The 24634-nt window shown below is 68.2% G+C and carries 18 protein-coding genes and 2 pseudogenes; 7 read left to right on the forward strand and 13 right to left on the reverse strand.

Features of this window, described 5'->3' with window-relative positions; all coding sequences use genetic code 11:
* Positions 1-48: 48 nt before the first annotated feature.
* The 3 genes from ACZ4RZ_RS13235 (at position 49) to ACZ4RZ_RS13245 (ending at position 4157) form a co-directional block, all read left to right on the forward strand.
* The gene (locus tag ACZ4RZ_RS13235) at positions 49-960 is read left to right on the forward strand and encodes a LysR substrate-binding domain-containing protein (protein ID WP_467744174.1); all 912 of its coding nucleotides are present in this window, start codon (positions 49-51) and stop codon (positions 958-960) included.
* A 529-nt stretch (positions 961-1489) separates the two neighbouring features.
* Positions 1490-3355, forward strand: a complete 1866-nt coding sequence (locus ACZ4RZ_RS13240; protein ID WP_467744175.1) for a glycoside hydrolase family 3 protein — start codon at positions 1490-1492, stop codon at positions 3353-3355.
* Between the two features lie 160 nt (positions 3356-3515).
* On the forward strand, positions 3516-4157 hold the full coding sequence (locus ACZ4RZ_RS13245; RefSeq protein ID WP_467744177.1) for a hypothetical protein: 642 nt from the start codon (positions 3516-3518) through the stop codon (positions 4155-4157).
* 25 nt (positions 4158-4182) lie between these two features.
* Here the strand turns inward: ACZ4RZ_RS13245 and ACZ4RZ_RS13250 are convergent, their stop codons facing one another.
* Both ACZ4RZ_RS13250 and ACZ4RZ_RS13255 read right to left on the reverse strand, forming a co-directional pair.
* Positions 4183-5631, reverse strand: coding sequence for a S28 family serine protease (locus ACZ4RZ_RS13250; RefSeq protein ID WP_467744178.1), 1449 nt, complete (start codon positions 5629-5631; stop codon positions 4183-4185).
* A 112-nt stretch (positions 5632-5743) separates the two neighbouring features.
* Complete coding sequence (locus tag ACZ4RZ_RS13255; protein WP_467744180.1) at positions 5744-6133, reverse strand: hypothetical protein; 390 nt, start codon at positions 6131-6133, stop codon at positions 5744-5746.
* Positions 6134-6297: 164 nt separating this feature from the next.
* Here ACZ4RZ_RS13255 and ACZ4RZ_RS13260 point away from each other — a divergent pair, with 164 nt between their 5' ends.
* Positions 6298-6801: a hypothetical protein gene (locus ACZ4RZ_RS13260; RefSeq protein ID WP_467744182.1), complete on the forward strand. Its 504-nt coding sequence runs from the start codon at positions 6298-6300 to the stop codon at positions 6799-6801.
* A 28-nt stretch (positions 6802-6829) separates the two neighbouring features.
* On the opposite strand, the gene ACZ4RZ_RS13265 is transcribed toward ACZ4RZ_RS13260, so the two are convergent.
* The 3 genes and pseudogenes from ACZ4RZ_RS13265 to ACZ4RZ_RS13275 form a co-directional block, all read right to left on the reverse strand.
* Positions 6830-10567 carry an ABC transporter ATP-binding protein gene (locus ACZ4RZ_RS13265; protein ID WP_467744337.1) on the reverse strand — a complete coding sequence of 1246 codons (3738 nt, stop codon included), beginning with the start codon at positions 10565-10567 and terminating at the stop codon, positions 6830-6832.
* A gap of 81 nt (positions 10568-10648) precedes the next feature.
* Positions 10649-10888: pseudogene (locus ACZ4RZ_RS13270) on the reverse strand (hypothetical protein); the annotation flags it as partial.
* Positions 10882-11820, reverse strand: coding sequence for a serine hydrolase (locus tag ACZ4RZ_RS13275; RefSeq protein WP_467744183.1), 939 nt, complete (start codon positions 11818-11820; stop codon positions 10882-10884). The pseudogene ACZ4RZ_RS13270 and the gene ACZ4RZ_RS13275, both read right to left, overlap by 7 nt.
* Positions 11821-11973: 153 nt before the next feature.
* Between ACZ4RZ_RS13275 and ACZ4RZ_RS13280 the strand changes: the two genes are divergently transcribed.
* Positions 11974-12342 (forward strand): hypothetical protein, encoded by a 369-nt coding sequence (locus ACZ4RZ_RS13280; protein ID WP_467744185.1) that lies wholly within the window; start codon positions 11974-11976, stop codon positions 12340-12342.
* Between the two features lie 51 nt (positions 12343-12393).
* On the opposite strand, the gene ACZ4RZ_RS13285 is transcribed toward ACZ4RZ_RS13280, so the two are convergent.
* From ACZ4RZ_RS13285 to ACZ4RZ_RS13300, 4 genes and pseudogenes are all read right to left on the reverse strand, one after another.
* Positions 12394-13176 (reverse strand): M48 family metallopeptidase, encoded by a 783-nt coding sequence (locus tag ACZ4RZ_RS13285; RefSeq protein ID WP_467744187.1) that lies wholly within the window; start codon positions 13174-13176, stop codon positions 12394-12396.
* 5 nt (positions 13177-13181) lie between these two features.
* On the reverse strand, positions 13182-16742 hold the full coding sequence (locus tag ACZ4RZ_RS13290; RefSeq protein WP_467744189.1) for a type I restriction endonuclease subunit R: 3561 nt from the start codon (positions 16740-16742) through the stop codon (positions 13182-13184).
* Positions 16743-16918: 176 nt separating this feature from the next.
* Positions 16919-17272 (reverse strand): annotated as a pseudogene (locus ACZ4RZ_RS13295) (hypothetical protein).
* Positions 17269-17592, reverse strand: a complete 324-nt coding sequence (locus ACZ4RZ_RS13300) for a hypothetical protein (RefSeq protein ID WP_467744191.1) — start codon at positions 17590-17592, stop codon at positions 17269-17271. Before ACZ4RZ_RS13300 ends, ACZ4RZ_RS13295 begins: the two are co-directional and overlap by 4 nt.
* 163 nt (positions 17593-17755) lie before the next feature.
* Between ACZ4RZ_RS13300 and ACZ4RZ_RS13305 the strand changes: the two genes are divergently transcribed.
* Together ACZ4RZ_RS13305 and ACZ4RZ_RS13310 are read left to right on the forward strand one after the other, a co-directional pair.
* Complete coding sequence (locus tag ACZ4RZ_RS13305) at positions 17756-18550, forward strand: helix-turn-helix domain-containing protein (protein ID WP_467744193.1); 795 nt, start codon at positions 17756-17758, stop codon at positions 18548-18550.
* Positions 18543-18764, forward strand: a complete 222-nt coding sequence (locus ACZ4RZ_RS13310; RefSeq protein ID WP_467744195.1) for a DUF397 domain-containing protein — start codon at positions 18543-18545, stop codon at positions 18762-18764. Before ACZ4RZ_RS13305 ends, ACZ4RZ_RS13310 begins: the two co-directional genes overlap by 8 nt.
* A gap of 86 nt (positions 18765-18850) precedes the next feature.
* Here ACZ4RZ_RS13310 and ACZ4RZ_RS13315 read toward each other — a convergent pair whose 3' ends face one another.
* The 4 genes from ACZ4RZ_RS13315 to ACZ4RZ_RS13330 form a co-directional block, all read right to left on the reverse strand.
* On the reverse strand, positions 18851-19990 hold the full coding sequence (locus ACZ4RZ_RS13315) for a hypothetical protein (RefSeq protein ID WP_467744197.1): 1140 nt from the start codon (positions 19988-19990) through the stop codon (positions 18851-18853).
* Positions 19980-22580 (reverse strand): type I restriction-modification system subunit M, encoded by a 2601-nt coding sequence (locus ACZ4RZ_RS13320; RefSeq protein ID WP_467744199.1) that lies wholly within the window; start codon positions 22578-22580, stop codon positions 19980-19982. Before ACZ4RZ_RS13320 ends, ACZ4RZ_RS13315 begins: the two co-directional genes overlap by 11 nt.
* A gap of 123 nt (positions 22581-22703) precedes the next feature.
* Positions 22704-23381 carry an RloB family protein gene (locus ACZ4RZ_RS13325; protein WP_467744201.1) on the reverse strand — a complete coding sequence of 226 codons (678 nt, stop codon included), beginning with the start codon at positions 23379-23381 and terminating at the stop codon, positions 22704-22706.
* Complete coding sequence (locus ACZ4RZ_RS13330; RefSeq protein WP_467744203.1) at positions 23381-24634, reverse strand: AAA family ATPase; 1254 nt, start codon at positions 24632-24634, stop codon at positions 23381-23383. The genes ACZ4RZ_RS13325 and ACZ4RZ_RS13330 overlap by 1 nt, the downstream gene beginning before the upstream one ends.

The raw sequence follows: 24634 nt of genomic DNA on the forward strand, positions 1-24634 counted from the left end.
ATGGTTGGATGAAGCATCCCTAATGAGATTCCTGACGGAAGGGGAGTCGTGCTCGATCTGCAACGCCTGCGGGCCCTGCACGCCGTCGCCGTGCACGGCACCGTCGGCGCCGCCGCTGCCGCGCTCGGGTACACGCCGTCGGCCGTGTCCCAGCAGATCGCGAAGCTGGAGCGGGAGACCAGGACCGTACTCCTGGAGCGGCAGGGGCGCGGGGTGCGGCTCACCGAGCAGGCGGAGCGACTCGCCGCCACCGCACGGGAGTTGCTGGCCATCGTGGAGCGCGCCGAGACCGAGCTGGAGGAGCGGCGGGGGCTGCCCGCGGGGCGGCTGACCGTGGCCGCGTTCGCCTCGGCGGCGCGGGGGCTGCTGCCCGGTGTGCTCGCCGATCTGGCGCGGCGGCATCCCGCCCTGGACACCCGGCTCACCGAGGTCGACCCCCATCTGTCCGTCGATCTCGTCGCCAAGGGGGCGGTGGACGTGGCCGTCGCGCACGACTGGGACATCGCGCCGTTGCCCGCGCCTCCGGGGGTGGAGCAGGCGGTGATCGGGGACGATCTGTGCGATCTGCTGGTGCCTCTGGGGCATCCGTTCGCCGGGCGGGGGGCCGTACGGCGGGAGGATCTGGGGGGTGAGCGGTGGATCTGCCAGCCGCCGGGGCGAGTGTGCCATGACTGGCTGGTACGGACGTTGCGGGGCGCCGGGTGCGAGCCGGACATCGTCCATCAGGCGGACGAGAACCCGACGCTGGTCGCGCTGGTCGCGGCGGGGCTCGGGGTCGCGCTCATTCCGCGGCTCGGGCGTGGGCCCCTGCCGGGTGGGGTGGTGGAGGTGCCGCTCGATCCCATGCCGGTGCGGCGGCTGTACGCCTTGTGGCGCGCGGGGGCCGCGCGGCGGCCTGCCATCGCGGAGACGGTGCGGACGCTTCAGGGGCACTGGCCTTCGGTGTCGGAGCACGGCTGACCCCTGGCTGCCCCCGGTGAACCGGCGTTGGCGCTGAGCTCTGGGGTGGTGCGCTTGTCGGCGCTGACAGGATGCCGCTCTCTGTGGGACGGCTGCCGCCCCACCGGGACGATTGCCCGCAGTTGGGGCGAGTGGGCCGCCACCCCCAGCGGCACGCATGCCCGCAGCCAGGACGGCTCGCGCATGCTCCGCAGCGAGGCGGCCAGGACGGCTCATCACCCCCGCCCGAACCCCCCGTCCCAACTTCCGGAGTTACCCGAATCCGGGGAACCCGGAGCAGGCGCCCTTCGTCCAATCCGCATGCTGTCGGATGAGTCTCCGCGGTGCGGTGTCGGCCTCGCTGCTGGCTGCGATCGCTGACCACCCTCTCCGCCGCCTGCGGCCGGCAGCACGCCGTCACCGGCGCGCCCCCCTCCAACTGCGCCGGTGGCGGCACCAACGCGGGTTACTGTGCACACCCTTGACTGGAAGAAACTTCCCGGATATTCGTGGCTCCACGGAAGTTTCTTTCATGAGGGAAGGAGCGCTCGTGCGCGACTCCAGCACGGGAAGCACCGCAAGACCGTCGAGACCGGCCGGGCCATCCCGACGTACCGTTCTCGCCGCCACCGCCGGCGCCACCGCGGGCGTCACCGCCGCCCTCGCCGCCGGCGGAAGCGCGTACGCCGCCGACGACGTCAACCGGCACGACGACAAGGAACTCCGCGCCCTGATCTCCCGTATGACACTGGAGGAGAAGGTCGGCCAGCTCTTCGTCATGCGGGTGTACGGCCATTCGGCCACCGCGCCCGACCAGGCCGACATCGACACCAACCTCAAGGAGATCGGCGTCAGGACGGCCGCCGAGCTGATCGCCAAGTACCGCGTCGGCGGCATCATCTACTTCGCCTGGGCGCACAACACCCGTAATCCCCATCAGATCGCGGATCTGTCGAACGGGATTCAGAAAGCCAGCCTGGACCAGCCGCATGGACTGCCCGTCCTCATCTCCACCGACCAGGAGCACGGGATAGTGGCACGCGTGGGCAAGCCCGCGACGCTGTTCCCGGGCGCGATGGCACTGGGAGCGGGAGGTTCGCGGCAGGACGCCCGCACGGTGGGCCGCATCGGCGGCGCCGAGCTGCACGCCCTCGGCATCCGCCAGGACTACTCCCCGGTCGCCGACGTGAACGTCAACCCGGCCAACCCGGTCATCGGCGTACGCTCCTTCGGCGCCGCTCCGGACGCGGTGGCCGGCCTGGTGGCGGCCGAGGTGAAGGGGTATCAGGCCTCCGGGGTCGCGGCGACCGCCAAGCACTTCCCAGGGCACGGCGACACGGCCGTCGACAGCCACTTCGGCTTCCCGGTCATCACGCACAGCCGGGAGCTGTGGTCGACCCTCGACGCGGTGCCCTTCCGGGCGGCCATCCGGGCGGGCATCGACTCGATCATGACCGCGCACATCATGGTCCCGGCACTCGACCCGTCCGGCGACCCGGCCACGCTCTCCCACCCGATCCTCACCGGCATCCTGCGCGAGGAACTCGGCTACGACGGGCTCGTGGTGACGGACTCGCTCGGCATGGAGGGCGTACGGCAGAAGTACGGCGACGACCGCGTCCCCGTGCTCGCCCTCAAGGCCGGTGTCGACCAGCTCCTCAACCCGCCCTCCCTGGACGTCGCGTGGAACGCGGTGCTGAACGCCGTGCGCGGCGGTGAGCTGACCGAGGCCCGCCTCGACGAGTCGATCCTGCGCGTGCTCCGTCTCAAGGCGAAGCTGGGGCTGCTGACCGACCCTTACGTCACCGACGGCGGCGTCGACCGCACGGTCGGCACCCCGGCGCACCTCACGGCGGCCGACCGGATCGCCGAGCGCACGACGACCGTGCTGGTCAACAAGGAGGATCTGCTGCCGCTGTCCCGTCGGCGCACCCCGAAGGTGCTCGTCGTGGGCGCCGACCCCGCCTCCCCGTCGCTCTCCGACGGACCGCCCACCACCGTCCTGGCCGGCGCTCTCACCGAGCTGGGCTTCACCGCGACGGCCCTGTCCACCGGCACCGCGCCCTCGGCGGCGACGATCGCCCGGGCGGTCGCGGCGGCGAAGGACGCGGACGCGGTGGTGGTCGGGACGTACAACGTGACGGCGACCGGTTCCCAGAAGACCCTCGTGGAGCAGCTCGTCGCCACGGGTGTCCCGGTCGTGGCGATCGCCATCCGCAACCCGTACGACGTGGCTCAACTCCCCTCCGTGGGTGCCTGCGTGGCGACGTACTCCTGGACGGACGTAGAACTGCGCGCGGCCGTCCGGGTGATCGCGGGCCGGGTCGACCCGCGCGGCCGGCTGCCGGTGCCGGTGCAGCGGGCGGACGACGCGACGAAGGTGCTGTACCCGATCGGATACGGGCTGAGCTACTAGTCGGATCGGGACACGAGATGTCGTAGGACCGGGGCACCCGTCGTACGACACGTACGTCGCAGACCCGACGCACCACCCCCAACTGGCGCAAAGCACCCCGCATGTCTGGCGTGTGCCCGCTGTGGCGGGTCACGCTGGACCGGGGTATCGGGGGGAAGCCATGCGAGCCAGCTCGTCGGGTCGGCGTTCCATCGGGGCGGTGTGCGCGCTGCTGCTCGCGCTGGCCGTGCTCTGCGGATGTCAGCGCTGGTCGTCCGCCTCCGATTCCGGGGACGGTGCGCCCAGCGCGGGAGCGTCACCGACGCGGCCTTCCGGCTACGGGGCGGTGTTCCTCGGCGTCGAGGAATGCAGCTCCTTCGGGACGACCAGCTTCACGGAGGTGCCCTGCACGAGTGAACGGGCCGCCGCGCGGGTGATCGCCCGCTACGACGGCAAGGTCGCGGACGGCCCGTCCTGCCCCGCGACGACGGACTTCGTCCTCCACATCAGCCAGACCGCGCCCGCCGCGGACGAGAACGGCGACGGCGCGGTCCCCCAGGGCTACGCCTGCATGCGCAAGCTCGAGCCCCCGCACCCCGGCGACCCGGGCGGCGGCGGAGGCCCCCGCACCATCGTCGGCGACTGCGTCTACAGCGCGGGCAGCGGCCAGGTCCGCGAGACGGCGTGCGACGGCACGGGCAGGAAACCCCCGGAGTACAAGGTGACGTCGTCGGTCTCCGCCCGGTCCAAGTGCCCGGCGTCAACGGCCCTGTACGTCCAACTGGGCGGCGGCAAGCCGGTGGGCTGCGCCCGCCCGGTGTGATCGGCGGGCGGGCGCAGCGGGTGCGTTACGGACGCAGCGCCGGCTCGCGCTCCACGTCGCGCACGTCCAGCTTGGCGTCGAACTTCGCCAGCGGCTTGGCCGCGGACGGGTTCGACTGGACGGTCGTCGACGCGACGCCCGCCCACTGCAGGATGCGGGCCGTGGCGAGGGCCTTCTCGTCGGCGACGAGACCGGCGACGTTGGCGCCGTGGTTCAGGCCCGGCGCCGTGAAGACGTACGAGTCACGCGCGCCCGAGCCGAGGCGGAAGCGCTCCGCGCCCCACGGGTCGTTCTGGCCGTAGACGAAGAGCATGTGGTTCGCGTGGTGGCGGACCCATGTGTCCACGTCGCGCATCGCCCACGGCTGGAACTTCATCGGGATGGACCGCGGCACGAAGTTCCGCGGCGGCTGGTAGCCGTACTTGATGTACTTCTTCTCGATGTACGGGAAGTGGATCGTGGGGGCGCCGAGCTGGGTGCCCGCCTGGTAGTAGTACGGCGTGTACGTCTCCAGGCCCTGGTCGGTGTAGGCCGAGAAGCCGGAGATGGTGTCCACCGAGTCCCAGATCGCGTCGTCCGTCGCGTGGGCGGCGTCCGCCGGGATCGAGTCGCAGTCCGACAGCAGGCTGTACTGCCAGAAGCCCCACACGTAGTCGAGCACGACCGCCTCGTACGCCCGGTCGAGGGTGCCGATGGTCGTGAACGTGTAGCCGTTGTCGGCCGCGTACTGCTCGTACTTCTTCTCCAGCGGCTCCCGGCGCACCAGCGCCTCGCGCTGCACGGCGTTCAGCTTGTCGCGGCACTCCTTGGTGCCGACGCCCGCGAAGAAGCGGTCGTACGCCGAGTCCTCGTCGTTCACCACGTCGTTGGGGGCGACGTACGCGACGACGCCGTCCATGTCCCGCGGGTAGAAGCGCTCGTAGTACGTGGCGGTCATGCCGCCCTTGGAGCCGCCCGTGGAGATCCACTTATGGGAGTAGATCGGCTTGAGGGCCTCGAAGATACGGTGCTGGTCGCTGGCCGCCTGCCAGATGTCGAGCTTGGACCAGTCGGCCGGGTCGGGCCGGGACGGAGTGAAGAAGCGGTACTCCATGGAGACCTGGTTGCCGTCCACGATCTGGGTCGGCTCGCGGCGACTGGGGTTCGTGGAGACGTTGTAGCCGCCGGTGTAGAAGACCGTCGGGCGCGCGGTGTCCTTGTGCAGCACGGTGATCCGCTGCTGGAACGTGCCCTTGGACGGGTGTCGGTGGTCGATCGGCTGGGTGTAGTTGAGGACGAAGAACCGGTAGCCGGTGTACGGCTTCTCCTGGATCAGGCTCATGCCCGGTATCGCGAGGAGCCGGTCCTTGATGTCGACGTCACTGCTTGCGGTGCCGGTGGTGGCCTCCGGCTGGGCGGCGGTGGCCGCCCCGGCCGTGCTCAGCGTGCCTATGAGCACCGTGAGCGCCAGCAGCCATCTGAGCGCCTTGCGCATGCACCCTCCCCTGGGAATACGCAGATGTCCGCCGGAACCTAGCGGAGCAACTGCCGTGACACCAGGGGAGGTTGGGCAATCCTGTGAATTTGCCCCGATCCGGCCCGGGGGCTCAGCAGAGAATCCAGCCCGTGCTCACCGAGCCCGAGCCGACCGAGCCCTTGATCCAGACGCAGCGATGGCCCGCGTGCACGGTCACCGGGCCCGCGTGATGCGTGAAGCGCCCCGAGTCGACCACCGGCCGGCTGCCGCGCGCCTGCACGCTGACCGACATCGACTTGCGGGACCCGTGACTCTTGGGGAAGGTCACGGCGCAGACGTAACCGCTGCTCTTGTAGACCTGCACGTACCCGGTCGAGAAGGGCAGCGTGCGGACCTTGCGTCCCGAGCAGTAGGAGGTGGCCGCCTGCGCGCTGCCGGGGCTCGCGAGCGCGAACAGCCCGGACGCGGTCAACACGGCCACGCCGAGCGCCAACCGTCGGCGTATCGCACCACTGTCCACTGTCGTCCCTCCCGCAGCAATCAGCGTACTGGTGTACGGACGCACGACGTACCTCGGATGGTTGCGTTCAATCGGGGCCCACCTGGGAGAGTTTTTTCCGTGTTTGGGGCAACCGTGCATGTTTACCCGGTGTCCAACTGGTCACAAGCGAAAGGCGGTAGTCCATGTCAGGCACCAAGCCCGCACGCACGAAGCTCTCTCGCAAGCCCTCCCGTACGACCGTCCGCGTACTCGTCGCGGCAGCCCTCCTCACCGCCGCCGGCGCCTCCGTTCCGGCGGTCGCCAGCTCCACCAGCCCGCCCCCGGCCCGCAGCGGCGCCAACGGTCCCGTCTACGACCGGGTGGCCGACTTCTACGGCGCCTACATCGACGCGGTGACCGACTCGGGATCCGGTCACCTCGACTCCCAGTTGCGCACGTTCTATCTGACCTCGGACCTCCGGTCGCGCCTGGCCAGGTGGGAGAACCGCGAGCACGCCGACGGTGTGCTGCGCGCCCAGGACGTGCCGCGCGCCTGGAAGGTGACGGCCGGCGACAGCGGGATGGGCCACACCTGGTCGACGGTCCGTCTGACCTGGGGCTCCGCCCAGCATCCGACGTACACGTATCTGACCGTTCAGTCCGACCTGGCGACGAAGAAGATCTCCGACATCAAGGCGAAGTCCTGACGGCGGTCGGGCGGTGGCACGACGGACCTCAGGCGGTGGAGCCCACCGGCTCCTCCGGCTCCGGCGCCCCGACGAACGTCCGCCACAACTCGGCGTAGTGACCGTCGAGTCGGAGCAGCTCGTCGTGGGTGCCGTCCTCCGCGACCCGGCCGTGGTCCATGACCACGACCCGGTCCGCGCGGGCGGCGGTCGTCAGGCGGTGGGCGACCACCAGCGTGGTACGGCGGCCCGCCAGACGGTCTGTGGCCTGGTTGACCAGGGCCTCCGTCGCCAGGTCCAGCGCGGCGGTGGCCTCGTCGAGGAGCAGGACGTCCGGGTCGACGAGCTCGGCGCGGGCCAGGGCGATCAGCTGGCGCTGGCCCGCGGAGAGGTTCCGGCCGCGCTCGGCGACCTCGTGGAGGTAGCCGCCGTCGAGCGTGGCGATCATGTCGTGCGCGCCGACCGCGCGGGCCGCGGCCTCCACCTCGGCGTCGGTGGCGTCGGGGCGGCCGTAGGCGATGGCGTCGCGGATTGTGCCCTGGAAGAGGTACGCCTCCTGGGGGACGACGCCGAGCCGATGGCGGTACGAGGTCAGCTCCAGCGACCGCAGATCCGTACCGTCGACCGTCACCCGCCCGCCCGTCGGGTCGTAGAACCGGGCGACCAGCTTCACGAGCGTCGACTTGCCCGCGCCGGTCTCCCCGACGAAGGCGACGGTCTGCCCGGCGGGGATGTGCAACGACACCCCGCTGAGCGCCTCTTCGTCGTCCCCGTACGCGAAGTCGACGTCCTCGAAGGCGATTTCGCCCCGCAGGGACAGGACCTCGAGCGGCTCGTCGGCGGCCTTCGTCGAGGTCGGCTCCTGGAGCAGCTCCTGGATACGGCCGAGCGACACGGTGGCCTGCTGGTAGCCGTCGAAGACCTGCGAGAGCTGCTGCACGGGCGCGAAGAACAGGTCGATGTACAGGAGGTACGCCACGAGTGCGCCGGTCGTCAGCGTGCCGGCGTCCACCCGGTGGGCGCCCACCATCAGCACGGCAGCCGCGGCCACGGACGAGAGCAGCTGCACGAACGGGAAGTAGACGGATATCAGCCACTGCCCGCGAATCCGCGCCTGGCGGTAGCTGTCGCTGCCCTCCGCGAACCGCCGCCCGCCCGAGCGCTCGCGCCGGAACGCCTGCAGGATCAGCAGCCCGGACACCGACTCCTGGAGATCGGCGTTGACCACCGACACGCGCTCACGGGCGAGCTCGTACGCCTTCACGCTCGCCCGGCGGAAGAAGAACGTGGCGATGATCAGCGGCGGCAGTGTCACGAAGACGACCAGCGCCAGCTGTACGTCGATCACCAGCAGCGCGAACATGATGCCGAAGAAGGTGACGACGGAGACGAAGGCGGTGACCAGACCCGTCTGCAGGAAGGTCGACAGCGCGTCGACGTCGGTCGTCATCCGGGTCATGATCCGACCCGTCAACTCCCGCTCGTAGTAGTCGAGTCCGAGGCGTTGCAGCTGCGCGAAGATCTTCAGGCGGAGCGAGTACAGGACCCGCTCCCCCGTCCGTCCCGTCATCCGCGTCTCACCGATCTGCGCCGCCCACTGGAAGAGCACGGTGACCAGCCCGAGCGCGGCCGCGGCCCACACCGCGCCGAGCGCCATCTTGGTGACGCCCTGGTCGATGCCGTGCCGGATCAGCACGGGCAGCAGCAGGCCCATGCCCGCGTCGACGGCGACGAGGCCCAGGCTCACCAAGAGGGGAAGCCCGAAGCCGCGCAGCAGCCGCCGCAGTCCGTACGACTGCTCCGGCGTGACCGCGCGCGCCTCGTCAACGGCGGGGGTGTCGGTGGCCGACGGCAACGCCTCGACCTGGGCGAGCAGTTCGGGGGTGGCGGGCATCCCGGCGAGCGCGTTGTCCTTGGGCTCGCGGTCGCCGGTCCACAGGTGCGGCGTGACTCCGCGCTCGGCGTCGAACTCGGCGTCCAGTTCGTCCCGTACGGAGGTGTCCTCCTGCGGTGCCACCGGCTGAGCGTGTCCCGGGGAGACCCCGCCCAGCTCGTCCGGGTCGGTGAGCAGCCGCCGGTACAGCGGGGACCGCTGCTGGAGCTCTTCGTGGGTGCCGATGGCGGCGAGGCGCCCGCCGTCGAGCACGGCGATGCGGTCGGCGAGGTTGAGCGTGGAGCGCCGGTGCGCGATCAGGAGGGTGGTGCGGCCCTCCATGACCCCCTTGAGGGCCTCGTGGATCTCGTGCTCGACCCGGGCGTCCACGGCGGAGGTGGCGTCGTCGAGGACGAGCAGCCGCGGGTCGGTGAGGATCGCCCGGGCGAGCGCGACGCGCTGCCGCTGGCCGCCGGAGAGGGTGAGGCCGTGCTCGCCGACCTTGGTGTCGTAGCCGTCGGGCAGCTCGGCGATGAACCGGTCGGCCTGGGCGACGCGGGCCGCCGTCTCGATCTCCGCCTGGGTCGCCTCCGGGCGGCCGTACGCGATGTTGGCGCGCACGGTGTCGGAGAAGAGGAAGGAGTCCTCGGGGACGAGCCCGATCGCGGCGCGCAGCGACTCCTGCGTCAGCTCACGCACATCGTGGCCGCCGACGAGGACGGCGCCGTGCGTGACGTCGTAGAAGCGCGGGAGAAGGAGGGAGACCGTGGACTTCCCGGAACCGGAGGAGCCAACGACGGCGAGGGTCTCGCCCGGCCGGATCTCGAACGACAGCCCGTCCAGGACCGGCCGCCCCTCCTCGTATCCGAACGACACGTCGTCGAACTCGACCGTCGCGGGCGCGTCGGCGGGCAGGGTCTTCGTCCCGTCCTGGATCGACGGCTCGGTGTCGATGAGCTCGAGCACGCGCTCGGCACCGGCGCGGGCCTGCTGCCCGACGGTGAGGACGACGGCGAGCATGCGCACGGGCCCGACGAGCTGGGCGAGGTACGAGGAGAACGCGACGAACGTACCGAGCGTGATCTGCCCGCGCACCGCCAGCCAGCCGCCCAGCGCGAGCATCGCGACCTGGCCGAGGGCGGGGACGGCCTGGAGGGCCGGGGTGTACTTGGCGTTGAGCCGGATGGTCCGCAGCCGCCCCGCGAAGAGCCGCCGCCCGACCTCCCTGAGTTTCCCGGTCTCCTGCTCCTCCTGCCCGAAGCCCTTCACCACGCGTACGCCGCTGACGGCGCCGTCGACGACTCCCGCGACGGCGGCGGCCTGCGCCTGCGCGTACCAGGTGGCGGGGTGCAGTTTGGAGCGGCTGTGCTTGGCGACGAACCAGAGGGCGGGGGCGACGGCGAGCGCGACCAGGGTGAGCGGCAGGGACAGCCAGGCCATGATCGCGAGGGAGATCAGGAAGAGCAGGATGTTGCCGATGGTCATCGGCAGCATGAAGAGGAGGCCCTGGATCAGCTGGAGGTCACTCGTCGCCCGTCCGACGACCTGTCCGGTGGACAGCTCGTCCTGGCGCCGGCCGTCGAGCCGGGTGATCGTCTCGTACATCCCCGTACGGAGGTCGTGCTGGACGTCGAGGGCGAGGCGGCCGCCGTAGTAGCGGCGTATGTAGGTGAGGACGTAGACGACGACGGCGGCGCCGATCAGCGCGCCGGCCCAGGGGGCCATGCCCCTGGTGTGGTTCCCGACCACGTCGTCGATGATCACCTTGGTGATCAGCGGGACCAGCGCCATGACGGCCATGCCGGCCAGCGAGGAGCCGAGCGCGAGGACGACGTCCTTCGGGTACCGCCATGCGTACCCGGCCAGTCGCCGTGCCCAGCCGGACCCCTGTTCCCGCCGCGCCCGGCCCCGCATTTCCCCCTGCTGCGCTGCCACGCCGGTGCCTTCCGTAGATCTCACTCCGCCGGAAGGCACCAACGCCGAATGAAGCGGATTTCATCCCTCCGCAATATTCGTCCCCTGCGGCAGCCGGACCCGCGGGGAGTAGAAGCGGGTGATCTGGACCGGGTTCTGGTTGTCGTCGCTGGCCAGGAGCAGGTTCAGACGGCCGTGGGTGCGGCAGGTGACCGCGAGGCCCTCGATGTTGTCGAGGAGCGGGTTGGGCTACGGCTGCTTGGCCTGGGCGCCCAGTGAAGGACAGTTCACGAGGAGATGGTCCCCGTGAAGCGTCAGCCGCCCGACGGCACCGCCGGGAACGCCTCCTGCGGGGTGGCCGTCGGCGTGTACCGCTGGACGGTGGCGCTGCTCGTGGTCGTCGTCGGCACCAAGTCCTTGTGGATGGCCTTGGCCACGTTCTGGATGGTGGTGACGCCGTAGCTCATGGTGCTGTTGCCGTGTGTGAGCACCGTGATCATGTAGTCGTGACCGGCCCCGTTGAAGGTGCCGACGCTGTGCACCCGCCAGCCGTGCGTGGAGCGCTGCAGCCAGCCGTTCTTGACGTGCACGGACACGGACGAGGGCGCCCCGGCCGGCGTACCCCAGCGCTGCGAGGAGATGACCTGGCCCATCAGCTTGAGGATGTACGCGCGGGAGTTGTCGCTCAGCACCGTGTTCTTGGCGGTGATGAGCTTGAGCAGCTTCTGCTCGTCGGTGACGGTGATCTGGGTCAGGCCCCAGTAGCCGTTCGCGCCCGGCACGGTCTGGGTCATGCCGGCCGCGGCCAGAAAGCCCTTGATCTTCGTCATGCCCAGCTGCTTCCACAGGGTGGTGGTCGCGTTGTTGTCCGACCGGGTGATCATGGCCTTGGCGAGGGAGGCCTCACGGTCGGTCAGGTAGCGGTTGTGCTTCTTCGCGTCCCACAGCAGCGTGGCGAGAACGGTCACCTTCACGACACTGGCGGAGTCGAAGGCGGTGCCGCTCCGCAGGGTGCACGTCGTCTTGGTGGCGCGGTCGTAGAGGCCGACCGCGACCGTGCCGGTGCGGTTCGCGAGCGCCGCGGTGATGTCCTTCTGCAGCTTGGCGGCCAGGCCCGCCTGGGCCGATGTACAGGTGACCGTCGGTGTCGTCGCAGCGGCGGCGGGCGCCGCGGCCGCCACGAACGGCACGATCACTCCGGCCCCGAGGCTCGCTGCGAGCACACGGGTACCCCGGGATATCCGGTGAGTCATGGAGGCTTCCCATCCCCTTGAACCGATACGAATGCGCCACGGGCGCAGTCGCATCCCTTGACTCATAGGGGTGGCCAAAAGTTGTACGTGCGTTCCCGGGGCGGGGGTTCGGGGTAGTGAGTGGCAGTAGTCACCGGAGGGGCGGGAGGGGCCATGGCCAGCAACGGACATAGCAAGGCGTATCTCTGCGGTCAGCTGTACGCGACCTTGAATACCTTGCGCATCATCGGCACGGGCAGCAACGAGTTGGCCCAGACGAGCAACCTCCACAAGACATCGGGCTCACCCCGTAGCGAGCTGCGCAAGCACCTGCAACAGGCGGGCGAGCATCTCGACGAGGCCAAGAAGGACACGAAGCGGGCGGAGGCGGCTGCCGACGTGTTCCAGGCGATACCCGGCTTCATTCCGCCGGGCGGCCTCCCCGGCAATGGTTTCGACAACAAGCAATCCGCCGAGTTCTGCACCGGCTTCAGCGATCAAGCGTGCACGTACAAGAAGAAGTTCCCCTCTCTCCTTGAGTAGCCCAAAGCTAGCTGTGCCTGAACCCGCGCCAGATCCGCCGCGCAGCTGCTCTCAGCGGATCTCCCCCATCCACATACGACGCCCCAGCTCATCAAGCTCGGCGCGACGTTCCTCGTACTCCGGCAACGCGAGTCGCACCAGTCGCCAGAAGTCCGCGCCGTGCCCTGACACCTTCACATGAGCCAATTCATGTGCGATGACGTAGTCGACAAGGTGCATGGGCAGTTGGAAGAGCGGCCACCCCAGGCTCATCCGGCCCCGCCCACTCGCCCCGTCCCCAGGCTGGTACGCGCCCCACTTCTGCCCCAAGTCCCGCACGTCCAGCTCGGGCTCGCCCACCGCCATGCGGGACGCCCAGGGCTGGAGTCGGTTGGAGACCCAAGCCCGACCTGCCCGGCAGTACCAGTCGACCAGTGCGTTACGCCCCTCCGCCGCATCCTCGGCCTGTTTCTGGGCAATGACCAGCCGTCCGGCGACCAGCCGGACCCTGCCGTCTCCGGGTGCGCTGTCCGACACGGCCAAGCGGTACGTCCGCCCCAGGTAGCGGAAGACCTCACCCTCGGCCAGCTGCTTGGCGGGGTTCAGCGGGCGAGTCCGCTCCCGTCGACCGAGCTTCGCGACCACCCACTCCCGGTGCGCCCGTACGAAGCCCTCCGCCTCCGCCCTCGGGCGCCCTTCGGGAACATGCAGCGTCAGAGTCGCGTCCGGCTCCACGGTGAGCGCGAATCGCTTCCTGCGGGCACTCGCACGTACGCGCAAGGAGAGGCCGTCGACTGTGACCGAGTCACCGTCGACGGGTGTCTGGGCCTGGCGGTTCTCGGCGAGCGCGGTCACGCGCCCTATTCTCCCCTGGCCCGGCTCAGGAACTGCTGCCGGTTGTTCTCCGCGTACGCCGCGAGTCTTTGGGAAACGCTGGTGAGCGGCCCCCAGTCGGCGGTCGCGGGCCTGAGGCCACTGCGAATCAGCTGTGTCTGGATGCCGTTCGCGAGCAGCGTGATGTCCTGGTGCTGTCCCTGGTAGGAGGCCTTGGACATCGTGCTCGCCGCGGTATCGCACACGGCGACGACCAGAGGTCGCGTGTCCTGAACGCCGCCCTCGATACCCGGGTTGTCCTCCAGGAGCTGGTCCAGAAGCCGATGAACGCGCTGCTCCAGCGGGCTGAGCCCTGCGAGCGCCGGGTCCTCCTCGTCCTCCTGCCGGGCCTGCTCGATGAGCGTCTCGAACTCCTCGACCTGGTCCTCGAAGCGGCCGGGCATCTGCTTCAGGATCTCCTCCAGTCGTTTGGAGAGCCTGTCGTACTTCTCCGGGTCCTCCCTCTTGACGCGTTCCTCCAGGTGGAACCGGAGGGCGTGCCCCATCTCGGCCGCGGCCTCGCGCGGGGGCAGCTCGCGCACCATGTCGTCGAAGGCGGGCGAGGTGAGCGAGACAGGCGGAATGACCTGCTCGATCTCCGGCCCCTCCAGATGGTCGGCGATCATGGCCCGGACCTTGCGGCCGTACCGACGCAGGGTGAACGTCCCACCGATGTCGTCCCGGTACAGACGCCGGATGCGCTTTTGCAGCATCCCCCAACGCCGCGCGTCGGCAAGGTAGTCCAGCGCGTCCTCGTGCGGCAGCACCCGCTCCAGTACGGCGAGGAACTCGTGGAGCACCTCGTCGAATCCGAGGCGCGCCGTCTCGTCCTCGAAGGCCAGCACGGCGCCCCGCAGCCGAGCAAGGTCGGCGAGGTCCGCATCCGTGACGCCATGACCGCTGAGGAAGGTACGCACCCGCTCTGCAGCCGGCGCCAAGTCCCGAACCTCCTCGGACAGGCTGCGCATGGTGTCGTCGACGTCGGCCTGCCGGTAGTCGGCGAGTGCACTGGAGAGGTGCTCGAAGACGCCGTAGTAGTCCACGACATAGCCGACCTGTTTGCCCGGCGCGGGCCGGTTGACCCGGGCGACGGCCTGAAGCAGCTCGGCGTCACGGATCGGCCGGTCGAGATAGAGCACCTGCTCGCGCGGGGCGTCGAATCCGGTGAGCAGCATCGACTTCACGATCAGGAAGGCGATGGGGCTTTCCGGGTGTACAGGGTCGGGGACGGCGGCCTTCGAAGGCTCCAGAGGCGGTTCCGGCTCCCCGGTCGGTATGTCGGACCAAGGTGTGTCGGCCCCGAGGCCGCTCTCGGGAATGTCCGGCTCCGGGATGTTGAAGGGCGTCGCGGCGACCCAGTCGGGCTCGGGCGGCAGATGCGGGAACGCCTCGAGGAAGCGTTCGATGTACGCCTTCTGCCGGTTCGGGTCGGTCCAGTGCAGCCACTTGCGGCGCTTGCGCTCCGCACCCGGAGAGATGATCGGCACGAAGTCGATGCGACGGAGCAGTGCCCGGAACTCGTAAGCCTGGTACAGGTAGCGAAGACGCTGCGGAAGCTCCTTGACCGGGATCCCGTGAACCGATTCCGGCTTGAACTCGACGAGATCGGCGAGGAGTTGGTCACGCGCCCGGCGCAGGGCGTGGTGGTACTCGACCGCGGCCTTCCGGCTGACGGCCGCGACCTGAGCCTTGAACCCGCCACCAGGCAACACCCAGCACACCCAGTGCTCCAGCATGTCCTCGGCCTTCTTGCAGATCATCGGCCAGGACTCGGCGACATCACGCTCGGTGGGCCAGCGTCTGAGCAGAGTGGCCCGCTCGTCGTCGCTGCGGTCGCGGATCAGATCCTCGAAGTCGCGGTCCAGGCCGTCCTTGTCCTGAACCTTGCCTTCGCCGGTGCGCCCCTCGTAGCGGATGCGCACGACGACCCCGTCGCGCTCGGCGTCCTCCATGCGGTAGGTGTCGAGGAAGCCCCGATCCGGGCCGCCGCTGAAGATCCGGCGTGTGTCGGCCTCCTCGCCGGTCATGATCGGCGTACCCGTGAACCCGATCTTCGCGGCGTTGGGAATGGCCTTCCGCAGTGCAGCGTGCAGAACGCTGGTGTGCGATCGGTGCGCCTCGTCGACGAGGACGAGGATCTCGGGCGAGGTGTTGCACTCGGGGAAGTTCGGAACCGGAGGCGGGCTCTTGCGCCGCTTGCTCTTCCTGGCCTGCTCGGCAGCCTGGTACTCGCCCGCGAGGTCCCGGTCGTCACCGTCGCCGTCGGCTTCCGCGGCGAAGGTGAACCCGCCCCCGTACTTCTGGATCATCGCGAAGACGACCCGACGCCCACCGTCCCGCAGCAGCCCTTCCATCTGCGTACGGGTCTCGGCCGTCTCGACGTCCGACTCGCTCAGCTTCAGGGTCCCGGAGAGTTGGTCCTGCAACTGAGTGCGGTCGGTGACGATCACGACCGTGAACTCGCTGAGTTTCGGATGCAGATGCACCCGGCGCACCAGGAAGGTCATGGTGAGGCTCTTGCCGGAGCCCTGCGTGTGCCAGATGACGCCACCGCGCTCGTCGTCGAGAACCGGGCCGCCGCGCGCGCGGCCGGTGAGCAGTTTCCGTACGGCCTTCTCCGCGGCCCGGTACTGCTGGTGGCGGGCGACCACCTTGACGGTTCGCACCGCGCCGGAGTCGGTCTCGACGGGCAGCGGGATGACGTAATGGCGTACGAAGTTGAGGAGGGCGGCGGGCCGCAGGACCACGCCGACGAGCTTGTGCTGCTCGGTCAACTTTCCAGTGCCGCCGGGCAGTTCCGACCTGAGCGTGCTCTCATTCTCAGGTGCCACGCTTCGCCACGGGTAGTAGTGATCGGGCGTGGATGTGACGGTGCCGAGGTGAGCGGTCTCGCCGGTGGCGGCCACCAGCAGCTGAACGGTACGGAATAGCTCCGGCACACCGCCAGGGAGCGGAAGGTCGGTTCCGGCGCGCTCGTCGTCGTCAATCGGGTCGCCGGCATAGTGCCTCAGGTCGAGTACGGCGCTGCGGACGGGCTCGGCGAGATCGGGGCTCTTGCACTCGACGGCGACGAGGGGGATGCCGTTCACGAAAAGGACGATGTCCAGTATCGACACGTCCCCGGAACGGTTCTTGACGCGGAGCTGGTCGACCACGGTGAAGACGTTGAGCGCAACGTGGTCGGGGTGCCAGTCGATGTACTGGACGGTGGCGGACGCACCGCCGTGTGCGGCGGAGGGTCCGGTGAGGACGTATCCGCTGAGCAGCAGGTCGGTGGCGTCGAAGTTGGCCTGGGCGATGCCCTTACCGAGCGGGACGGAGGCCAACTCCCCGACGGAGCGGGCGACATCGGTATCGTCCATCCATGGCTCACGGTCCGTTGCGCGGAGGTTGATACGTCGCAGGGCGGCTTTGAGCTCATCGACGAGGAGCGGCGTACCGACGTCGAGCGTGCCAACCTCCGTACCGGGGACGTGCGTCCAGCCCATGGCGGTGAGCTGCTCGACGAACGGCCGCTCCACCTCGTCCCGCTCGACCTGCACTGCCATGCGCCGCGCCTTCCGCCCGCCCTCGCCTGCCCGCTCAGGTGATCCATTCTGCGCCTTGGGCGGGGTTGGGGGGAGGGTTCCGGCCGGATGAGGGCGGGTAGGGCGGGGGCCCGGAGGCGTACCAGGATATGTGGAGTACGCCCCCGGGCTGGGGGTGCGCCGTACGGCGGGGCGAATCAGGATTCCGGTACGCGGCTCTCAGTGCCGTCAGGAACGTCGATCTCGTCAGGATCGTCATACTCGGACGCGGGAAGGCGGGCGCCCCGGCCCTCCGCGATGCGGTGGACGTCGCGCAGCGCTTCGGCCATTCAGGATGCAAGGAAGTGCAGTTGCGCGAAGGTGGCCTTACGGTCGGCGAGCATGTCGGCCGCATGGTCAAGGAGTTCACCCGCCATGCCGAGCTGCACGCACTCGATGTTGTCGGCGACGTGGGAGAGGTAACCGGTCCCGTCGCCGACGAGGTAGCAGGGCTTGCCCTCCGGACCGGCCCACGGGAGCAGTCGCGCCGCTTGCGCTTGGCCGCCGATCACGCGGTCACCTCCACGCCATGGATGAGCCGCGGCCCGATGTCGACGCCGTGCACGGCGAGCCACAGGGCACGTCGCCGGGCCCGCTGCCGCCGTGCTTCCTCACGCTGCTCATGAACGACGAGATAGGGGCGGACCATCGCGTTGTCCTCGCCGCGCAGGGGGCGGGAGCCGACGCGACGGGCGGTCTGCCCGTGGGCGTACGAGGGGGTGGCGCATCGGTACACAGGAGCGGTGGCGGTGGCGGCCAGGCGATGGCGCCCCGAGCCGGGGAACAGGAACCGCACCAGCGGCTCGAAGAGGCGGACGATACGGTGAGTCATGTCGTCAACTCCGTTGGGTTCGTTGATGGCCACGCCCCCGGACCGGTCGCGCGGTCGCGGGGGTATCGCTTTCTGTAGCGATCAACTCACAGAGTGAGACAGTGCGGTCTAGGCTCGCCAGAGTGGTGAGCGTGACCAGGCATTTGTCACAAGGGAGTTGGCCATGAGCAGCACGTACGGTGACTGGCTCAAGCAGCAGCGCGAGACGGCCGGCCTGACGCAGCAGCAACTGGCCGACATGGCGGTCATGACCCGCTCGCACATCGCCCACGTCGAAGCTGGGCGCCGCATCCCTTCGAAGGAGGACGCACGGCGTCTGGATACGGCTCTGGGCACGGGGAATGTGCTGAGCAGCTTCCTGCCTCAGGACAACGCAGCGGTCGAAGACTACTTCGAGGCAGCCCGACAACTCGAACAACAGGCAACGGTGATCCGTGAGTTCGCGCCCACCTTCGTGCCTGGCATCCTGCAGACGGAGAGGTACGCGCGTGCTCTTCTGAGCGTCGGATACCCGCCTGCGAGTGAAGAGGAGCGTGACAGGAACGTTGTCACACGGCTCGAGCGCTCGAGGATCCTCACCGCCCCAGTGACGCCCGTAGTGTGGGCACTGTTGGACGAGGCAGTACTACGACGCCCGGTCGGCGGCCCGGAGGTCATGGCGGAACAGCTCATGCATATGGTCCGCTTGGCTGAGGACGAGCGGGTACGCGTGCACGTGATTCCGTACAGTGTAGGCGCTTACCAGATCCTGAACAGCATGCTGACGCTGATGTGGTTCGAGGACCAGCCTCCTGTGGCCTATTCCGAGGGCCTGCAGTTCGGCAAGGTTCACGACGCCCCCGCCATCGTCGAACGACTCCAGGGCGCCTACCATCTCGCACTGAGCGACGCGTTGCCGCTGCAAGAGTCCCTTGCCCTGCTGAGGGCGACAGCGAAGGACTACGGACACCATGGCTGAGCACACCATCCCAAGCGCAGACACACTGAGCGGTTGGCGCAAGTCGTCCTACAGCGGAACCGAGGCCAACAGTTGCGTCGAGGTGCTGGACGGCCACCCGTCAGGCGTCCCCGTCAGGGACTCCAAGATCCCGCACGGCCCCGCCTTGGTGTTCCCTGCGGCTGGTTGGTCATCGTTCGTCACGGCCATCAAGGACGGGGATTTCCCTACCTGAACACCCTGGCAGCGCCCCAAAGCGACCGGCCCCCGTTCCGCGATGGGGGTGGCAGCCGTTTACTCAGCCGTGGCGACTACCGCCATTCAGACACCGCCAGCCAACAAGTCGTCCACCAGGCCGACCTTAAGGGCTCTCAGCTTGGCGATTTCATCCTTCAACGCCGACACCCTGACACTCTGCTCCTTGATGCGGGCAACAATTTCACGCTGCCGTGAAACCCGAGGGAAAACTGCCGGAACTCGATGCACAACATTCCTATTAAGCGTAGGAACGGAAGTGGCCGCATCAAACCGCTCAAGGCGCATGGCCCTCATATAGAGCGCCACAAAGTACGGATCATTGCCCTTGAAATCGGTAACCCAAAGACTAGTGTCGTGGGGCCAGTAATCTGATTCCAGATAGTAAACATCCCCAAGCTTACCCTTGCGCCCCGTAACAACTCCCGGGCCTGCAACCTTAGCAACGTCATGAAAGCTCGAAATGCCTGAGGAAGAGACCACAGGAATCACGCCTTGGCGCTGCTCAGCGACCGTAATATCGAACCCTCGCTGCAGGTGGGCCAGGTCGACGAAATAGCCATCGATCCAATCGTCTACCGGATCGTCCGGCGATGGCTCCAGGAAGCGCTTCAGCAGCCCGTCCTCGACGAGCAACTCCTTTCCCAGGGCCTGATCCGATAGCGAGATCACACTATCAACCGATTCGATGACCTCGACGATCCGCCGCTGCTCACGCAAGGGTGGCCACCGCAGAACGAGTCCCTCAATGGCGGCTTGGCTAATATTCTGCATGCTCATGCTGCTACCCGACGCCGCATTCACGATCTGCCGACGAAGCTGATGGCTGGACAAGCAGATACAGACATAGCGAGGATCAGCAAGTGATGGGTCGACGATCAAGCGAAGCGTCTTGTCCGACAGAAGAAGGCGCTCGCTGGAGACGGTGGCGAGACACGCCGATCCCACCAGCTCAGGGGTGTTCGCACGAGAGAACAGCAAGTCTCCCGGGCGAATTTCATAGCGCGGCTCGACCGAGCCAAGGTCTATGACAGCCTTGTTCTCACTCGGACGGTAACCACTCGAATTCACCGCGCTGACCTTAAGAACGCCCCAACCGCCGGGAGCGGTAGGAGTATCAGGCAAATCTGGGCTTCGCCCTGCCTCGATTCGTGATAGGTACCTCCGCAACGGAGCAGACACCCAACCCTTAGCGTCAGAGGTCATGCCCAAGCTCCTTCAGGAACCCATCCAGCTCCGCCGCCGCTTTCGCCCGCCCCACCCGGATCTCCCGCAGCGATACCGCGTACTTCGCCTCCCACACCCCGTACGCCTCCGCCAACTCCCGCCGACGTCGCACCACATGACCATCCAGCTTGCCCGCCAGGTCATCCCGCAGCAGGTCCAGCACCACCCGGCGCTCCCCCTCCGGCTCCAACGCCCCCCGCGCCCGGAACAGTCGTGGCAGCTCCTCGCCCAGCATGGGCTGCTCGCCCAAGGCCCGCTCAAACCAGAAGTCCGCCTCAAGGCGCTTGATCAGCGCACCCACCTTCGTGCGGTCCTTCTTCACCTGGGCAAGCTCCGCCAACTGCTCAACGCTCAGGGCCATGGCCTCGCGTGTGACAGCGTCCTCGCCACCTTCGTCACCCTCACCGTCCTCCGACGACTCCGGATCCGCGTTCAGCTCCCTCCATCGCGCATCCAGCTCCGCTTTCCGCGCGTCCGCCGCCGCCAGTTCCTCCAGGAAGTCCGGGGCGATCGCAGCAACCACCTTGTGGTCATACGCCTGCCGCCGCTCAGCAGCCGTCCGTTTCCTCAACTTCCTTGTCTTCGGGTCCTGTTCAGGTGCAAGCATCGTCTCGACGTTCTCCACCCAGCCGTCCACGACCCCCGCAAACCCGTTCTCCGACAACGCGAGCAGGTCATACTTGGCCTCGTACCACCAGCCAGCCACCGCGCCCGACAGCGCGTATCGGTCCAGTAGACCCACAACTCCCAACTGTTCCACAAACGACTCGATCAGCGAGCCGCGCACCGCCATCAGGGCAGCCTTGCGCTCCGAGGGCGTCAGGTCCGCAAGTCGCTCCGGTGTCGCGGCAACTGCCTCCAACTGCTGTGCCTCCGCCACCCACCACTTGTCGAAAGCCGCCCGAAGAGTGTCCTCACGCGGATGGGTCAGCTCCCCCAGCCTCACCGTGTCCGGCCTCTGCCCCTCCGGCAGGAAGTCCACGTACTTCACGTCGACCGGGTCCCTCTCCGCGAAGAGATCCGTCAGCACAATCCCGTACGAGTCGAGCAGCTCCTTCTTCGCCTCGATCTCCGCACGCGGGACTCCACCTACCAAGTGCGCCCGCACATCTTGCGGTTCCGGCGCTGGCGTGTTGTCCACGTAGCGGCGGATATTGAGGTTGTCATCGTTGTCCCGCAGCTCCTCGCGGCTGACGACACGCGAGAAGCCAGGTACCTCCGCGTACTCGTGGAAGGCGGACGTGATCTTCTCAGCGTGCTCGGGCAGCAGCACGCTCTGCGCCCGCTCCGCGAGGAACTCTCGGTCCGCGTTGATGAACAGCACCTTGCCGACCCGCGCCGGGTCCTTCTTCCCCGGCGGGCGCAACACCAGGATGCAGGCCGGGATGCCGGTGCCATAGAAAAGGTTCGGGGCGAGGCCGATGACCGCCTCGATCGCGTCCTCGTCCAGCAGCTTCGTACGGATCTCCTGCTCGCCGCCTCCACGGAACAGCACACCGTGCGGCATGACCGTAATGACCATGCCAGCCCGCCCCTCCCGCTTGGTCTCCCACAGCATGTGCTGGAGGAACATCAGGTCAGCCTTGCCACGCTCGCTCGTCGCCCCGTACGTCGTGCGCTGCGCACCGTACGCCAGGTCACTGAGCACGTAGTCCATGGAGAAGGGCGGATTACTGAGCACACCGTCGAACCGATCCGCGTCCGACTTCGGCACATGCGCCGGCTCGGCGAGCGTGTCGCCCGTGTGCAGGTCGAAGCGGCGCACCCCGTGCAGCACCATGTTCATCGTCGACATGATCCACGAGCCGCTGTTGGCATCCTGGCCCGCGAAGAACATGTCCGATGTGTCGCCTCCGTGCTCCTCCACGTACTCCTTGGCGTGGATGAGCATGCCGCCCGAGCCGACGCACGGGTCGTAGATCCGCATCCCCTGTTTGGGGCCCAGCAGCTCGACCATCATGCGGACCACGGCACGCGGGGTATAGAACTCGCCGCCCTTGCGGCCCGCCGAGTCCGCGAACTCCTTGATCAGGTATTCGTAGGCGGCACCGATCAGGTCGGGGAACTCGAAGTCGTCCGTACGCAGCCGGATACGGCCGAAGTGTGCGATGAGCAGCTTCAGCCGTTGGTCGGCGAGTTTGGCCGCGCCCGCAGCCGCGCCGGAGCCGCCGATGCGGTTGAAGTCGAGGTGGTCGAAGAGGCCCTTTAGCTTGGCGTTCTGCCCCTCAAGCGCCTGCAGAGCCGGACGCAGTCGGTCCTCGGTAATGTTGTGAGTGGCAGACGAGATCCGCTCCCAGCGGGCGATCTTCGGGACGAACAGCACGTCACGGTCGCTGTACGCCGACTCCTGCTCCAGATAACCGGCCAGCACCTCACCGGTGAGGCCCAGCTCTTTGGCCGCCTGCTCCTCGATCCGTTCCCGCGCCGCCTCGAACTCGTCATTGGCCCGCTTCAGGAAGAGCAGCCCGAAGATGTAGTCCTTGTACTCGGAGGCATCCATCGTCCCGCGGAGGATGTCCGCGGCGGCGAAAAGATGCCGCTCCAACTGCGCGAGCGTGAGCTTGGCCACGTACGACTCCCTACGACCTGAAGTGACGTAGGAACCCTACGGCCGCTGCGGTCCGTACCGAAATCCGCTTGTCGGTATCGGTCGGGATGCAGGCCCGCCGGGAACAGCAACGGCGTGAGCCGGTCAGTACGAGGCAATTCCGAGCCCTTGCTCCACGAATTCGTGAACATCGGTGTACGGGTCCCGGTTCACGAGTGACACGTGGTCGCCGTGCTGAGCATTCATCTGACGGGCGCGCTTCCTCGCATCCAGGTAGCCCCCGGTGATCTGGTGCGGCAGTACCAGCTTGATGTTCGCCGAGTCCTTCGGAGTCCTCGCGAACGGCAGTCTCGTCGTCACCTGACCGCAGACCCCGCCGAACGTGCCGGTGACCGGCTTGTGGTGTAGCAGGCGCCAGACCTCGAAGCAGGGATGAGAGAAGGCGACTCTGACGTCGCCCTCCCGCGCCTGCTTCAACGCGGTCTCGATGCCCTCGTGCTCGTCTCGGTCGAAGAGGCACCAGACCTGCGGTAAGTACTTCTTCTCCAGGCCGCTGCGCTTCGCCTGCCGTTGCTCGTCCCGCATCAGCCTGACCGCCGCTTCGACCAGCTTGAGCGGCTTGCGCTGGGAGCCGGGGGCAGAGGCGTTCGCGATGCGCACCTCCACGGTCAGCGCCGGGTCGGCCGGGACTCCGTGCTGCTTGATGATCTCGATGTACGAGGGTTCTGTGAGCAGCCCCTCGGTGAAGACGTGGACGACTCTCTTGCGCCGCCCGCGGCGCTGCGCCGGCCCCAGCGAGTCCTTCCCCCTCGTCCTCGCCATCAGCCCTGCTCCACCTCGTGCTCGGCGTCCTCACGGGCGGCCATCAGCCGCCGGGCGATCTGCCCATCCAAGAGAGACGGGACCGCGCCGAAGGCCCCCGCCAGATACGACTTCATCAGGTCCTCGCCCTCCCCAGGGGATGCCGCGGTCAGCGGATAGAGCTCTGTCGCCCCGTCCTTGTCCTTCTCCGTCAGCCACACCTGGCCGGGCTCCAGCAGTCGCCCACCACTCGGCGTGGTGAGCACGGACGGGTCGTGCGAGGTGAAGACCAGCTGCGCGCCGTTCGGATTGGCGTACGGGTCGTGGAAGAGTCGGACGACTTCGGCGGCGAAGCGCGGATGCAGGCTGGCGTCCAGCTCGTCGACGAGCAGCACGGCGCCCTCGTCCAAGGCCAGCAGCAATGGGCCAAGTAGAGCGAACCAGGACCGGGTACCCAACGACTCCGTCTGCCAGTCGAAGGCGACTTCGCCCGTGGCCGAGCGGTGGACCAGCTTCACCGTCGCCCGGCCTTTGCCGTCGTCCACGACTTCGGTTCCGGTGATGCCGAGGTCGGCCACGCGCAACAGTTCTTCGATGCGGCGGGCCCGGGCTCCGGAAAGTTCCTGTCTGGTGAACGCCTCGCGCTGTGGCCGTTCCTCCTCCGGATTGATCAGCCACAGATTGCGGCGGAACCAGTGGAAGAGGGGAGACAGCTGCGGGTGATTGTCCGTCCCTGCCGTGGAGAGCAGCAGTGCGTTCGGACGGGTACGCCGGGCGAGCTGCGCGCGGTCCTTGACCCGGTTACCCCGCCACTCGTATACCTCTGCCCGGGAGGCGTCCCGGTCCAGCCACACCTGGCGGTGACCTCGCGGGTAGCTGTGCAGCCATTCGGCTTCGACGCGCGTCCTACCGAGCTCGAAACCGTACGTCCAGCGCACCCCGTCCATGACGAGATCGACTTCGAAGAAGCTCGGCTCGCTCTGCCCCTTGGGATCGAGTGCGAAGACAGCGCGCGGAATGCCCTCGTACGAAGCCCAACGCGCATAGGAGTTGAGGACCGCATTACGCATGTCGACGAGTGCAGTGAGCACATTCGACTTGCCCGACGCATTGGCACCGAAGATGCCGATCAGCGGGAGGACTCCCAATGACCGGCCGCCCGCCAGCTCCACCAGCCGGGCCGCTGAGCTCGTTTCGTCTTCGGGCTCGACGAAGGACAGCTCCTGCTCATCGCGCAGGGACCGTACGTTCGCGACGCGGAATCTCAACAGCAA

Source organism: Streptomyces sp. NPDC027189 (genome assembly GCF_055566975.1).

What these genes read in the sequence shown, in the direction of transcription:
- ACZ4RZ_RS13275 (WP_467744183.1), bottom strand. Translation starts at nt 11,820, where the DNA reads ATGACTCACCGGATATCCCGGGGTACCCGTGTGCTCGCAGCGAGCCTC.
- ACZ4RZ_RS13290 (WP_467744189.1), bottom strand. Translation starts at nt 16,742, where the DNA reads ATGGCAGTGCAGGTCGAGCGGGACGAGGTGGAGCGGCCGTTCGTCGAG.
- ACZ4RZ_RS13260 (WP_467744182.1), top strand. Translation starts at nt 6,298, where the DNA reads ATGTCAGGCACCAAGCCCGCACGCACGAAGCTCTCTCGCAAGCCCTCC.
- ACZ4RZ_RS13300 (WP_467744191.1), bottom strand. Translation starts at nt 17,592, where the DNA reads ATGACTCACCGTATCGTCCGCCTCTTCGAGCCGCTGGTGCGGTTCCTG.
- ACZ4RZ_RS13245 (WP_467744177.1), top strand. Translation starts at nt 3,516, where the DNA reads ATGCGAGCCAGCTCGTCGGGTCGGCGTTCCATCGGGGCGGTGTGCGCG.
- ACZ4RZ_RS13325 (WP_467744201.1), bottom strand. Translation starts at nt 23,381, where the DNA reads ATGGCGAGGACGAGGGGGAAGGACTCGCTGGGGCCGGCGCAGCGCCGC.
- ACZ4RZ_RS13250 (WP_467744178.1), bottom strand. Translation starts at nt 5,631, where the DNA reads ATGCGCAAGGCGCTCAGATGGCTGCTGGCGCTCACGGTGCTCATAGGC.
- ACZ4RZ_RS13315 (WP_467744197.1), bottom strand. Translation starts at nt 19,990, where the DNA reads ATGACCTCTGACGCTAAGGGTTGGGTGTCTGCTCCGTTGCGGAGGTAC.
- ACZ4RZ_RS13310 (WP_467744195.1), top strand. Translation starts at nt 18,543, where the DNA reads ATGGCTGAGCACACCATCCCAAGCGCAGACACACTGAGCGGTTGGCGC.
- ACZ4RZ_RS13280 (WP_467744185.1), top strand. Translation starts at nt 11,974, where the DNA reads ATGGCCAGCAACGGACATAGCAAGGCGTATCTCTGCGGTCAGCTGTAC.
- ACZ4RZ_RS13305 (WP_467744193.1), top strand. Translation starts at nt 17,756, where the DNA reads ATGAGCAGCACGTACGGTGACTGGCTCAAGCAGCAGCGCGAGACGGCC.
- ACZ4RZ_RS13265 (WP_467744337.1), bottom strand. Translation starts at nt 10,567, where the DNA reads ATGCGGGGCCGGGCGCGGCGGGAACAGGGGTCCGGCTGGGCACGGCGA.